General features: G+C 63.2%; 6 protein-coding genes. 4 read left to right on the forward strand and 2 right to left on the reverse strand.

From position 1 onward, the window contains the following. The first annotated feature begins 915 nt into the window (after positions 1 to 915). The 3 genes from rpoB (at position 916) to QMK17_RS02435 (ending at position 10,280) form a co-directional block, all read left to right on the forward strand. Complete coding sequence (gene rpoB, locus QMK17_RS02425) at positions 916 to 4,422, forward strand: DNA-directed RNA polymerase subunit beta (protein WP_283506834.1); 3,507 nt, start codon at positions 916 to 918, stop codon at positions 4,420 to 4,422. 132 nt (positions 4,423 to 4,554) lie between these two features. After that, entirely contained in the window at positions 4,555 to 8,511 is a 3,957-nt protein-coding gene (locus tag QMK17_RS02430) for a DNA-directed RNA polymerase subunit beta' (protein WP_283506835.1), read from the forward strand. A 155-nt stretch (positions 8,512 to 8,666) separates the two neighbouring features. Further along, positions 8,667 to 10,280 (forward strand): alkaline phosphatase D family protein, encoded by a 1,614-nt coding sequence (locus QMK17_RS02435; RefSeq protein ID WP_283506836.1) that lies wholly within the window; start codon positions 8,667 to 8,669, stop codon positions 10,278 to 10,280. Between the two features lie 48 nt (positions 10,281 to 10,328). Here QMK17_RS02435 and QMK17_RS02440 read toward each other — a convergent pair whose 3' ends face one another. Then, on the reverse strand, positions 10,329 to 11,951 hold the full coding sequence (locus QMK17_RS02440) for a GMC oxidoreductase (RefSeq protein ID WP_283506837.1): 1,623 nt from the start codon (positions 11,949 to 11,951) through the stop codon (positions 10,329 to 10,331). 157 nt (positions 11,952 to 12,108) lie between these two features. On the opposite strand from QMK17_RS02440, the gene QMK17_RS02445 reads away from it, so the two are divergent. Further along, positions 12,109 to 13,044 (forward strand): endonuclease/exonuclease/phosphatase family protein, encoded by a 936-nt coding sequence (locus tag QMK17_RS02445; protein WP_283506838.1) that lies wholly within the window; start codon positions 12,109 to 12,111, stop codon positions 13,042 to 13,044. Between the two features lie 4 nt (positions 13,045 to 13,048). On the opposite strand, the gene QMK17_RS02450 is transcribed toward QMK17_RS02445, so the two are convergent. Continuing rightward, positions 13,049 to 13,414 carry a VOC family protein gene (locus QMK17_RS02450; RefSeq protein WP_283506839.1) on the reverse strand — a complete coding sequence of 122 codons (366 nt, stop codon included), beginning with the start codon at positions 13,412 to 13,414 and terminating at the stop codon, positions 13,049 to 13,051. Between the last annotated feature and the right edge of the window lie 63 nt (positions 13,415 to 13,477).

A 13,477-nucleotide genomic window follows, 5' to 3' on the forward strand; every position in this document is an offset into this window, starting at 1 on the left:
CCCTGCGCTGAATGAATACAACCAGACTCGACCGCGAACCGCCATAGTGAATTTCGATACTTGTCAGTCATTTTCGGTTGTTTCAACGAACGATGACAAGGTCAATTTTTCAATAGTTTTCGCAGTTATGCCGTGGTCCATGTCCAGCGCTCTGCTTGCCCGATGGATTCTGAGAGTGTTCGAAGGAGTTGCTGCACAGTATGTTTCGCATCCCAAAAGTCTTAGTTCAGCTGAATCGTCTGGTAGGCAGTATATTTCGCGCACGTTGCAGCTGGCCGCGCAGACTGCAGACGGCGCGAACGCCTGGAACCTGCGCGGTTGGAGGCTGGGGTAGTGAGGAGGCTGGGGCGGTTGGGTGCGGCGCACGTTCCAGCTGACCGCGCAGGTTGCAGACGGCGCGAACGCCTGGAACCTGCGCGGCCGGCGGCGGACGATGGCCTCAGGGGTCGCGCCGGCACGACCGTCGGGGGAGTGTGACTCGGGGGCGCGGGCACGCATCGAGGACCGACCGGTTCGGTGGTTTCGCTCAACCGCGGCAAACCGGCACGCCGCAGGAATTACCGGGCCTTCCCTCTTGACGCATGGGCGTGCAAGGTTCAGTCTTGTCCTCGGAAGGCACCCCCGCAGCGATCGTCACACTCGATCGCTCGACCCGCGACACGCCGCTTTCGAAGGCGCCGCAGGTTCTGATCCCGGGTGCTACTTTTGATGCCCCTGTTGCCCCCTGTGCACATTTGGGGTATCTTTGGACGTTGCGCTGGCTGCCTCCTGTCCACCTCTCGATTGCCGTGTCTGTGAAGCGATTGCTTCGGAGAAATTGCGATGGGGATTCGGTCTGGTTGTAACCAGCGAATTCGCCCCACATTAAGCAAGCAGATATAGCGGCGGTCGCACTGCACGAGCGGCCCGCGTGAGGTGCTGGAAGGACGCATCTTGGCAGTCTCTAGCCAGACCAAGGCAGTTGTCGGAACACCGGGAGCCCCGAGGAGGGTTTCGTTCGCGAACATTCGCGAACCGTTGGAGGTACCCGGTCTCCTCGATGTACAGACGGATTCTTTTGCATGGCTGGTAGGTGCGCAGAGTTGGCGTGACCAAGCCGCCGCGCGCGGAGACAGCAATGTCTCCGGCGGTCTAGAAGACATCCTGACCGAGCTTTCCCCAATCGAGGACTTCTCGGGCTCGATGTCGCTCTCCTTCTCCGATCCACGGTTCGACGAGGTCAAGGCCTCGATGGACGAGTGCAAGGACAAGGACATGACGTACGCGGCGCCGCTCTTCGTCACCGCCGAGTTCATCAACAACAACACCGGTGAGATCAAGAGCCAGACGGTCTTCATGGGCGATTTCCCCATGATGACCGGCAAGGGCACCTTCATCATCAACGGAACCGAGCGCGTAGTCGTCTCGCAGCTCGTTCGTTCTCCCGGCGTCTACTTCGATCATTCGGTCGACAAGACGACGGAGAAGGATCTGCACAGCGTCAAGGTTATTCCTGGCCGCGGTGCATGGCTCGAGTTCGACGTCGACAAGCGCGACACCGTTGGTGTCCGTATCGATCGCAAGCGTCGTCAGCCCGTCACGGTGCTGTTGAAGGCACTCGGCTGGACCACCGAGCAGATCACGGAACGCTTCGGCTTCTCCGAGATCCTCATGGCCACGCTGGAGAAGGACAACACTGCCGGTACCGACGAGGCGCTCCTCGACATCTACCGCAAGTTGCGTCCAGGCGAGCCGCCGACCAAGGAGAGCGCGCAGACGCTCCTGGAGAACCTGTTCTTCAAGGACAAGCGTTACGACCTCGCCCGCGTGGGCCGCTACAAGATCAACAAGAAGCTCGGCCTGAACTCGGGCCAGCCGATCGTGGCGTCGACTCTCGCCGAAGAAGACATCGTCGCGACCATCGAGTACCTCGTGCGTCTGCATGCAGGTGAAACATCGATGACCGCGCCCAACGGCGTCGAGGTTCCCGTCGAGGTCGACGACATCGACCACTTCGGTAACCGTCGTCTTCGTACTGTCGGCGAGCTGATCCAGAACCAGATCCGCGTGGGCCTGTCCCGCATGGAGCGCGTCGTTCGTGAACGCATGACCACTCAGGACGTCGAGGCCATCACGCCGCAGACCCTGATCAACATTCGTCCCGTCGTCGCCGCGATCAAGGAGTTCTTCGGAACCTCCCAGCTGTCGCAGTTCATGGACCAGAACAACCCGTTGTCGGGGCTGACGCACAAGCGTCGTCTGTCCGCCCTAGGCCCCGGTGGTCTTTCGCGTGAGCGTGCAGGCCTTGAGGTCCGCGACGTTCACCCGTCGCACTACGGCCGCATGTGCCCCATCGAGACCCCTGAAGGCCCGAACATCGGCCTGATCGGTTCGCTGTCGGTGTACGCGCGGGTCAACCCGTTCGGCTTCATCGAGACCCCGTACCGCAAGGTCGTCGACGGCCAGGTCACCGACGATGTCGATTACCTCACCGCCGACGAAGAGGATCGCCACACGCTCGCGCAGGCCAACTCGATCGTCGACGACGGTGGTCACTTCACCGAGGACAAGATTCTCGTCCGTCGTAAGGGTGGAGAGGTCGAGTTCGTCTCGTCCTCCGACATCGACTACATGGACGTCTCGCCTCGTCAGATGGTCTCGGTCGCTACCGCGATGATTCCGTTCCTCGAGCACGACGATGCAAACCGTGCCCTCATGGGTGCCAACATGCAGCGTCAGGCTGTCCCGCTGGTGCGCAGCGAATCGCCGCTCGTCGGAACCGGCATGGAACTCCGTGCCGCTGTCGACGCCGGTGACGTCGTCATCAGCGAGAAGACTGGTGTCGTCGAAGAGGTTTCCGCCGACTACGTCACGGTCATGGCCGACGACGGATCGCGCAAGACCTACCGGATGCGCAAGTTCGCTCGCTCGAACCAGGGCACGTGTGCCAACCAGCGTCCGATCGTGGACGAGGGTCAGCGCGTCGAGTCCGGCCAGGTACTCGCGGACGGCCCATGCACCGAAGACGGTGAAATGGCGCTCGGCAAGAACCTGCTCGTGGCAATCATGCCGTGGGAAGGTCACAACTACGAGGACGCGATCATTCTGTCGCAGCGCCTCGTGGAAGAGGACGTTCTCACCTCGATCCACATCGAGGAGCACGAGATCGATGCCCGCGACACCAAGCTCGGTGCCGAGGAAATCACTCGTGACATCCCGAACGTCTCCGACGAGGTCCTTGCCGACCTCGACGAGCGCGGCATTATCCGTATCGGTGCCGAGGTTCGTGACGGCGACGTGCTGGTCGGAAAGGTCACGCCGAAGGGCGAGACCGAGCTGACCCCCGAAGAGCGCCTGCTGCGCGCCATCTTCGGTGAGAAGGCACGTGAGGTTCGCGATACGTCGCTCAAGGTTCCGCACGGCGAGAACGGAAAGGTCATCGGCATTCGCGTGTTCTCGCGCGACGACGACGACGATCTGCCTCCCGGAGTCAACGAGCTCGTGCGCGTCTACGTCGCTCAGAAGCGAAAGATTCAGGACGGCGACAAGCTGGCCGGCCGCCACGGCAACAAGGGCGTCATCGGCAAGATCCTCCCGCAGGAGGACATGCCGTTCATGTCCGACGGCACCCCGATCGACATCATCCTGAACACCCACGGTGTTCCGCGTCGTATGAACATCGGTCAGATCTTGGAGACCCACCTGGGGTGGATCGGCAAGACCGGCTGGAATGTTCAAGTCGCGACGGACGGCACGAGGCCTGATTGGGCCGAGCGTCTGCCGGAGGAAATGCTCTCGGCACCTGCGGACAGCAACATCGCCACCCCGGTGTTCGACGGCGCCAAGGAGAATCAGCTGACCGGCCTGCTGGCCAGCACGATTCCCAACCGCGACGGCGAGCAGATGGTCGGCACCGACGGAAAGGCCACGTTGTTCGACGGCCGCTCCGGCGAGCCGTTCCCGTACCCGGTTTCGGTGGGCTACATGTACATCATCAAGCTGCACCACTTGGTCGACGACAAGATCCACGCTCGTTCGACCGGGCCGTACTCGATGATCACGCAGCAGCCCCTCGGTGGTAAGGCTCAGTTCGGTGGACAGCGCTTCGGTGAGATGGAGTGCTGGGCCATGCAGGCGTACGGCGCTGCATACACGCTGCAGGAGCTCCTCACCATCAAGTCGGACGACGTCGTCGGCCGCGTGAAGGTGTACGAGGCCATCGTCAAGGGCGAGAACATCCCGGAGCCCGGCATTCCCGAATCCTTCAAGGTGCTCCTCAAGGAGCTCCAGTCGCTGTGCCTCAACGTGGAGGTGCTGTCCTCGGACGGCGCAGCCATCACGATGGCCGACGGTGACGACGAGGATCTCGAGCGCGCCGCGGCGAACCTGGGTATCAACCTCTCCCGCAACGAGGCAGCAACCGTCGACGACTTGGCTCAGTGAGCGCAGTGAATGCGTTCATGAAGCCAGCTCAGTAGTACTACGGTCCCGGTGGCCTGCATCGCTGCAGGCCACCGGGGCGAGTAACTCTTGTTTTGATTCGGCACAACACCCATAACGGGGAAAGGAAGTTACGTGCTCGACGTCAACTTCTTCGATGAACTTCGCATTGGCCTGGCCACTGCGGACGACATCCGTCAGTGGTCCTACGGCGAGGTCAAGAAGCCGGAAACCATCAACTACCGCACGCTCAAGCCCGAGAAGGACGGCCTCTTCTGCGAGAAGATCTTCGGCCCCACTCGGGATTGGGAGTGCTACTGCGGTAAGTACAAGCGCGTCCGCTTCAAGGGCATCATCTGTGAGCGCTGTGGCGTCGAGGTCACTCGTGCCAAGGTTCGTCGTGAGCGCATGGGTCACATCGAACTGGCCGCTCCTGTCACCCACATCTGGTACTTCAAGGGTGTGCCGTCACGGTTGGGCTACCTGCTCGACTTGGCTCCGAAGGATCTAGAGAAGATCATTTACTTCGCTGCCTACGTCATCACCTCGGTGGACGACGAGTTGCGTCACAACGAGCTCTCCACTCTCGAAGCCGAGATGGAGGTCGAGAAGAAGTCCGTCGCAGATCAGCGCGACGCCGACCTGGAGGCCCGTGCCCAGAAGCTCGAAGCGGACATCGCCGAGCTCGAGGCCGAGGGTGCCAAGTCCGACGTGCGGCGCAAGGTCAAGGACGGCGGCGAGCGCGAGATGCGTCAGCTCCGTGACCGCTCGCAGCGTGAGCTGGATCGTCTCGACGAGATCTGGACCACCTTCACCAAGCTGGCCAAGAAGCAGCTGATCGTCGACGAGCTCATCTACCGCGAGCTCATCGACCGGTACGGCGAGTACTTCACCGGCGCCATGGGTGCCGAGTCGATCCAGAAGCTCATGCAGACCTTCGACGTCGACGCCGAAGCCGAGAACCTGCGCGAAACCATTCGCAGCGGCAAGGGCCAGAAGAAGCTTCGCGCATTGAAGCGTCTGAAGGTCGTCGCAGCGTTCCAGGCAGGCCGTAACTCGCCGATGGGCATGGTTCTGGACGCCGTTCCGGTCATCCCACCGGAGCTTCGCCCGATGGTGCAGCTCGACGGTGGACGTTTCGCTACGTCCGACCTCAACGACCTGTACCGCCGCGTCATCAACCGCAACAACCGCCTCAAGCGTCTGATCGACCTCGGTGCTCCCGAGATCATCGTCAACAACGAGAAGCGGATGTTGCAGGAGTCGGTCGACGCCCTGTTCGACAACGGTCGTCGTGGACGTCCGGTCACCGGACCTGGCAACCGACCGCTCAAGTCGCTCTCGGACTTGCTCAAGGGCAAGCAGGGTCGATTCCGTCAGAACCTTCTGGGCAAGCGCGTCGACTACTCGGGCCGTTCGGTCATCGTCGTCGGCCCGCAGCTGAAGCTGCACCAGTGTGGTCTGCCCAAGCTGATGGCTCTCGAGCTGTTCAAGCCGTTCGTGATGAAGCGTCTGGTCGATCTGAACCACGCGCAGAACATCAAGTCCGCCAAGCGCATGGTCGAGCGTCAGCGTCCGCAGGTGTGGGACGTTCTCGAAGAGGTCATCGCCGAGCACCCCGTGTTGCTGAACCGTGCACCTACCCTGCACCGGTTGGGCATCCAGGCGTTCGAGCCTCAGCTCGTCGAGGGCAAGGCCATCCAGCTGCACCCGCTCGTCTGTGAGGCGTTCAACGCCGACTTCGACGGTGACCAGATGGCTGTCCACCTCCCGCTGTCGGCCGAGGCTCAGGCCGAGGCACGCGTGCTGATGTTGTCCTCGAACAACATCCTCTCGCCTGCATCGGGCCGTCCGCTCGCCATGCCGCGTCTGGACATGGTGACGGGTCTGTTCCACCTGACTCGTCTCGATGCCGGTGCCACCGGTGAACGTGCCGACGCCAAGACCGACCACGCCGAGTTCGGGGCTTACTCCAGCCCGGCCGAGGCTCAGATGGCAGTGGACCGCGGTTCGCTGACCGTGCAGTCGCTGATTCGTGTCCGTTTGCTGACGCAGCGCCCGCCTCGTGACATCGAGACGGAGCTGTTCCCCAACGGCTGGAACCGCGGCGAGGCATGGAACGCCGAGACCACTCTCGGACGTGTCCTCTTCAACGAGCTGCTGCCGGCGGACTACCCGTTCGTCAACGAGCAGATGCCGAAGAAGCGTCAGGCAACGATCATCAACGATCTCGCCGAGCGCTACCCGATGATCGTCGTCGCACAGACGGTCGACAAGCTCAAGGACGCAGGCTTCTACTGGGCCACGCGTTCGGGTGTCACCATCTCGATCTCCGACGTCCTCGTGCCGCCGGAGAAGCCGCAGATCATGGAGACCTTCGAGGCTCAGGCCGATCAGATCGAGAAGAAGTACCAGCGTGGCGCACTCGACAAGGTCGAGCGCAACTCCGCGTTGGTCAAGATCTGGCAGGACGCTACCGAGCAGGTCGGTAAGGCCATGGAGGCTCACTTCCCCGACGACAACCCCATCCCGATGATCGTGAAGTCCGGCGCAGCCGGAAACATGACTCAGGTGCGGTCGCTCGCCGGTATGAAGGGCCTCGTGACCAACCCGAAGGGTGAGTTCATCCCGCGTCCGATCAAGTCTTCCTTCAAGGAAGGCCTGACGGTCCTCGAGTACTTCATCAACACGCACGGTGCTCGTAAGGGTCTGGCCGATACGGCGCTTCGTACCGCCGACTCGGGCTACCTGACACGTCGTCTCGTCGACGTGTCGCAGGACGTCATCGTTCGCGAGACCGACTGTGGCACCGAGCGCGGTATCAACACGACCATCGCCGAGAAGCTCGCCGACGGCACGATGATCCCGGACGCACACGTCCAGACCAGCACCTACGCTCGTACGCTGGCCTCCGACGCAGTGGACGGAAACGGCAACATCGTTGTCGCTCGCGGCCACGATCTGGGTGACCCGGCAATCGACGCACTGCTCGCAGCAGGTGTCACGAACGTCAAGGTCCGTTCGGTGCTCACCTGCACCACCGGTACCGGCGTCTGTGCAACCTGCTACGGCCGCTCGATGGCTACCGGCAAGCTCGTCGACATCGGTGAGGCCGTCGGTATCGTCGCGGCTCAGTCGATCGGTGAGCCCGGTACTCAGCTGACCATGCGTACCTTCCACCAGGGTGGTGTCGCCGGAGATGACATCACCGGCGGTCTGCCTCGCGTGCAGGAGCTGTTCGAGGCACGTGTGCCGAAGGGCAAGGCTCCGATCGCGGACGTGTCGGGACGCATTCAGCTCGAGGACGGAGATCGTTTCTACAAGATCACCATCGTCCCGGACGACGGCGGCGAAGAGGTTGTCTATGACAAGCTCTCCAAGCGTCAGCGTCTGCGTGTCTTCAAGCATGAGGACGGCAGCGAGCGTCTGCTCGCCGACGGTGACCACGTCGAGGTCGGACAGCAGCTCATGGAAGGTGCTGCCGATCCGCACGAGGTTCTGCGCGTGATGGGTCCCCGTCAGGTTCAGATCCACCTCGTCAACGAGGTCCAGGAGGTGTACCGGTCGCAGGGTGTGTCGATTCACGACAAGCACATCGAGACGATCGTTCGCCAGATGCTCCGTCGTGTCACGATCATCGACTCCGGCTCCACCGAGTTCCTGCCCGGTTCACTTACCGAGCGCAGCGAATTCGAGGCGTCGAACCGTCGCGTCGTGTCCGAAGGTGGCGAGCCCGCAGCCGGTCGTCCGGTCCTGATGGGTATCACCAAGGCTTCGCTGGCAACCGATTCGTGGCTGTCGGCGGCTTCCTTCCAGGAGACCACTCGTGTGCTCACTGATGCGGCGATCAACACCCGCAGCGACAAGCTCATCGGTCTCAAGGAGAACGTCATCATCGGTAAGCTCATCCCGGCTGGTACCGGCATCAACCGGTACCGGAACATCACGGTGCAGCCGACCGAGGAAGCACGCGCCGCCGCATACGCGGTGCCGTCGTACGACGATCAGTACTACAGCCCGGACGGCTTCGGCCAGAACACCGGTGCCGCAGTGCCGCTCGACGACTACGGTTTCTCCAACGAATACCGCTAGCCAGTAGCGCAAAGAGCCCCGCACCCACCTGGGTGCGGGGCTTTTTCGTGTCGTCAGTTGGGGCAGACCGACCACCCTGCCCTAGCCGCACTCCGTTCATCCGAACTCCAGCCCCTCGACAAGTGCCGTTGGTACCGGCGCGAAAGTCTCGAAGAATGGTGAGACGAGGCAACGACATACGAATCGGCGGCGACATTTCGTTGCGAGGGGGAAGCACTCGCAGACAGTTTCTGACGTGGAGTGCGCTGGTGGGTGCGCTGGCGTTCACTCCCGAACTGAGCGGTGCCGTCGCGCACGCACAATCTTCTGTTCCGCCGGACTATCCGTTCCGTCTCGGTGTTGCCTCGGGCGATCCGCTCCCGGATTCAGTGGTGCTGTGGACGCGGCTCGCGACCGACCCCTTCGCCCCTGCCGGCGGCATGAGACCCGGTGTGGTTCCGGTCCGGTGGCAGATCGCGCCCGACGAAAACTTCCGGTCCGTCACGGCTCAGGGGGTGGAACTGGCGACCGAGTTCGACGGCTGGTCCGTTCACGTCGACGCGGCGGGCCTCGAACCCGGCCGCGAGTACTTCTACCGCTTCCTCGTCGGCCCACACGCGAGCACGGTAGGCCGTACCAAGACAGCACCCGCTGTAGGAAAGCCGCTGCCGAAGTTGGATTTCGCGTGGGCGTCGTGCCAGAAATGGGAGGACGGATATTTCGGGGCCTACAAGGATCTCGCAGCGTCCGATCTGGACGTCGTGTTCTTTCTCGGCGATTACATCTACGAGTACGCAATCAAGGACGAGGGTGCCCGCAAAGGCCAGCCGAGGCCCGATGCGGCGAACCGGGAGACCATGGTGCTCGGCGACTATCGCGATCGCTACGCGATGTACAAGGCCGACGAGAATCTAGCGGCCGCGCATGCGTCGGCGCCGTGGATCTCGACGTTCGACGACCATGAAGTCGACAACAACTGGGCATCGCAGATCAGCCAGGACGACGACGATCCACGAGAGTTCCTGCTGCGCAGAGCGGATGCCTTCAAGGCTTGGTGGGAAAATACACCGGTGCGCGGCAACCTGCGGCCGAAGGGCCCGGATATGTCGGTCTATCGCAGGTTCTCGTTCGGCGATCTCGTCGACTTCTCGGTGCTGGACACCCGTCAGTACCGCAGCGATCAGGCGCACGGGGACGGCCAACACGCGCAGGACTCGGAGACGGCGGATCCGTCGCGGACCATCACCGGTCCCGAGCAGGAGAAGTGGATTCTCGACGGGTTCGATTCACCGTCGACGTGGAATTTCCTTGCGCACCAGACGGTCATCTCCGATCTGGCCCAGGGGCTGGAGGGCGATCGGAAGGTCGGGATGGATCCGTGGAGCGGCTACGAGGCGTCGCGCCACCGAATCCTGGACGGCGCGAGGGATCGAGGTGTCACCAACGTGGCGTCCATCGTCGGCGACATCCACCGCACGATCGTCTCGGAACTTCGGCGCGACTACCAGGATCAGGTGTCGCCGGTAGTGGGCGTCGAGATCGCGACGACGTCGATCGCGTCGGGTAAGGACGGGGCCGATGTCGACTCGGCGGGTGCAGCCATCGTGGCGGCGTCACCGCACGTGCAGTACGGCAACGCGCGCCGCGGATACCTGCGAGCAAGTCTCACTCCGAACGAATGGCGTTCAGAAGTAAGAGTTCTCGATGCAGTATCGACGCCGGGTGCGGCTGTCCGGACGGCGCAGACCGTCACCGTCCCGAGCGGACGCCCGGAAATCCAGCTGAGCTGACCGTGAGTGATTCGTTACGTCCCGACGTAACTGATCACTCACGGTGCGCTACCGCCCCTGCGAAATGATCTGTGCGACGTTACGTTCGGCCAGCGCGGTGATGGTGAGCGACGGGTTGGCCGCGCCGGTGCTACCTGGAACGAGGGCACCGTCCATGACGTAGAGCCCCTCATGACCCTTGACCCGGCCATAGGAGTCGGTGACGTCGCCGAGCACAGCACCGCCGAGGGGGTGCGCGGTGAAGGTGTCGTCGACGTCGCGAGTGAACGGTTCTGCGGCGACGACGGTTCCGCCCGCTGCGGCCATCTTGTTCTGCACGGCGCGCAGTGCCTCGACGGTGTCGCGGCTGCCGCCCTTCGGCCAACTGAGCGTGATGCCGTCGGTTCCCGCGTCGTAGCGGAAGTCGGCGCGGAGCGGATCGATGGTCATTCCGAGTGAGCCGAGGAAGCCGAGGTCCCAGGGAACGCCCGGCACGTACCAGTTCTCGACGGTCAGCGGGAGTCCCGATTCGTCGACGATGCGGGACGCACACGGCGCGCCCTGAGGGGTGCCGGCGGCGGGTCCGAGCGAGCGCGTCATCGAGGCGTCGCCGTTGGTTCCCCAACCGCGGCCGACGAACTCGTTGAGGTTCCCGAGAGCCCCGGTGGCCTGGGCGCGCAGCAGCAGCTCCGTGGTGCCGATGGAACCGGCACCGAGCACGAGCTTGTCGCACGTCAGGGTCCTGGTTTCGACGACGTTGCCTTCGGGATCGACGCGCCTGACTTCGACGCGGTAGCGCCCTCCGGACTCGGTTCCAATGGACGCCACTTCGTGGCTGTGGCATACCATCGCGCGACCGGTTGCTTCTGCCTGCGGGATGTAGTTCTGGGTGAGGTCGTGCTTCGCCCCGTTCGAGTTGCCGAAGGTGCTGGCACCGACAGTCGCGGACGGACGCGACCGTCCGGACATCTCGTCGCGCAGCACGTTCCAGTTCCAGTTGCCGTCGACGGCCTCCGGTGTGTAGCCGGCGCGACGAGCATGGTCGTCCCAGGTGCGCGAGTGCGCAAAATTGGGGCTGTTGTAGATGTCGGCAGGCATGGTGGACGGCAGCAGGACCGAGCGCGCCTTCGGGTACCAGGTGCTCGCCATCTCGTCGTAGCCGAGTCTGCCGCCGAACGACAGGTCGAAGAAGCGTCGCTCAGGGGCGATGGTGACGCCCGTGTAGACCACCGAGCCACCGCCGACGGCAGCTGCGCGCCAGACGGACAGATTCTCGTAGCGAGTGGTGTCGAGTACTCCGCCGAAATGATCGACCGGCCCGACAGGCAAGCCGGTGATGTTGGTGAATGATCCTTGACGCCACAGTCCGCGACCGTCCGCAGTCATGTCGGGGGTGAAGATCTCGCGGAACGGATCGCGCGGCCAGCGGAGTCCGCGTTCGAGGATCGTGACCTGGCTGCCGGACTGCGCCAGACGCAGCGCGGCGGCGCTGGCGCCGAATCCAGATCCGATGACGATGACGGGGGAGTGATCGGGAGGGCGCGGCGGATCTGCGAACAGTTCGGGAACGAGGGACCGGATGGACCCCACACCGATGGGTAGTGCTCCAGCACGCGACGCCGAAACCAGCGACGGAGCTGTGAGTCCAACAAAACCTGCGGCTGCCAATTGGAGCAGTTGCCTGCGCTTCACGTTGTCAATATCCCCTGATCCCGATCCCGACCCCGACAGTCATCATTCTTCATTCGAGCGCCATCATTCCTCATTCGGTGCCCGAAAAGCGACCGAGTGTTTGGAAACGGTGAGTTCTCCCAGGTCCTCCACAGGTGGCGGTGGGAGACTCGACCGAATGATCATCGTCCTCGGCATCATTTTTGTGACAGTTGCTCTCCTCGGAGCGGCATCTCACATCGTCGACTCGAGGCATCAGGCCGTGATCGTGGCCGGTGCGCTTGCGCGGCCACTGCTGCTCATGTCGGTACCGGGCGCGGTTCTGCTCGCACTGGCGGCCGGATGGATCGGCGGTATGGTCGGCGCGGCCGCCCTGGCAGCAGCCGCGGGGACGCAGGTTCCGCTCTGGAGGCATCGGTTCCGACCGAAGCAGGTGGGCGAGATTCCCTTCACGGTCCTGCACGCCAACGTTCTGCTCGGCAAGGCAGACACAGACGCGATCGTCGCTCTCGTCGATCGCCACGAACCGGATGTTCTGACGATCGTGGAGCTGACACCTCACGCGCACCGGGGACTACTCGATGCGGGTCTGAGGGAGCGGCTCCCCTATTCGTTCGTCAGCACTGCAGCCGGAGGCAACGGCACCGGTATCTACTCGCGGCATCCTCTTACCGATGAGGAGCGTCACGACGGTTACGTCACCGAACTGCTGTCGAGTCGGGTCGCGGTGCCGGGGGGCCCGAAGCCGCTCGTGTTCGCGGTGCATCCGGTTCCGCCGTGGCCGCGGCATCCGGAGGCGTGGGTGCGAGAGTTGGCGGCGATCCGCCAGATGCTCGCCAAGGTCCCCGATGACGACGGTCCGGTGGTCGTCGCCGGTGACTTCAACGCCACGTTCGACCACAAGCGTTATCGAGACCTGGTGTCAGGCCGGTACCGGGACGCCGCGATCGAAGTCGGCGCCGGGCACTTGGCGACTTATCACGCCGACTTGCGGATACCACCCCTGATCGCTATCGACCATATTCTGGTTCGAGATGCGGCGGTGACCGAGGTAGGCCTGGTCGACCTTCCCGGCTCGGATCACCGCGGCATCCGAGCTTCCCTCCTTCTCTGACGCCCTAATGCTTTGGTAGTTCCTGCACTGCCCACTTGTTGCCGTCGGGATCGGCGAAGAACACGAATTTTCCCCACCCCAGGTCTGTGACCTCAGCAATTTCCAGTCCCGCGGCGAGAAGGTGACGGCGAGCTTCCTCGGCGCTCGCGACCACCACCTGCAGGCCCTCCACGCTGCCGGGGGTCGCCGTGGTGATGCCTTGACCGAGGGCAATCGAGCATGCCGAACCGGGCGGTGTCAGCTGCACGAACCGGATGCCCTCCGACGGGCTCTCGTCGAAGTCGGCATTGAAGCCGATTCCGGTGTAGAACGCTTTAGCGCGGTCGACGTCACTGACGGGGATGATGACGAGCTCGAGTTTGATGTCCATGCGTTCGAGACTGCCCCTCATTGCGGACAGTTTCGGTCCTAATGGCCAATTTCCGAACACGAA

Source organism: Rhodococcus sp. G-MC3 (assembly GCF_030063335.1).
GTDB lineage: Bacteria > Actinomycetota > Actinomycetes > Mycobacteriales > Mycobacteriaceae > Rhodococcoides.

Excerpts from the sequence above, each read along its gene's own strand:
- QMK17_RS02435 (WP_283506836.1), top strand. The coding sequence starts at position 8,667 with ATGGTGAGACGAGGCAACGACATACGAATCGGCGGCGACATTTCGTTG.
- QMK17_RS02445 (WP_283506838.1), top strand. The coding sequence starts at position 12,109 with ATGATCATCGTCCTCGGCATCATTTTTGTGACAGTTGCTCTCCTCGGA.
- QMK17_RS02450 (WP_283506839.1), bottom strand. The coding sequence starts at position 13,414 with ATGGACATCAAACTCGAGCTCGTCATCATCCCCGTCAGTGACGTCGAC.